Raw genomic sequence first — 227 nt, forward strand, 5'->3', positions numbered from 1 at the left:
CCTGTTTGATCGGTGTAGGATCGTAAGGGTCGGGAAGGTGACTGGTTTGGGCCCGTTCTACTTCCCGGATATATTCGACCGGCATATAATATCCGCCCGTGTTCCCGTCACGGGTATCGATCTTGTTTCCGCCATTTCCCCAAAGGTTGCCCTGACCAATATCGTGGTCGTCGGGGATGGTGACGGTGGGCGTATTGCGGATGAGGTCGCCAAATGCCTCCCCGAAT

1 protein-coding gene is annotated in these 227 nt (G+C 55.5%); it reads left to right on the top strand.

The window, feature by feature from the left end:
- Positions 1–46: 46 nt before the first annotated feature.
- Positions 47–227: hypothetical protein (locus MO867_RS23220; protein WP_252473516.1), on the top strand; the 181-nt coding region annotated here is incomplete at its 3' end.

The organism is Microbulbifer okhotskensis (assembly GCF_023895975.1).
In the GTDB taxonomy this organism is placed as follows: domain Bacteria; phylum Pseudomonadota; class Gammaproteobacteria; order Pseudomonadales; family Cellvibrionaceae; genus Microbulbifer; species Microbulbifer okhotskensis.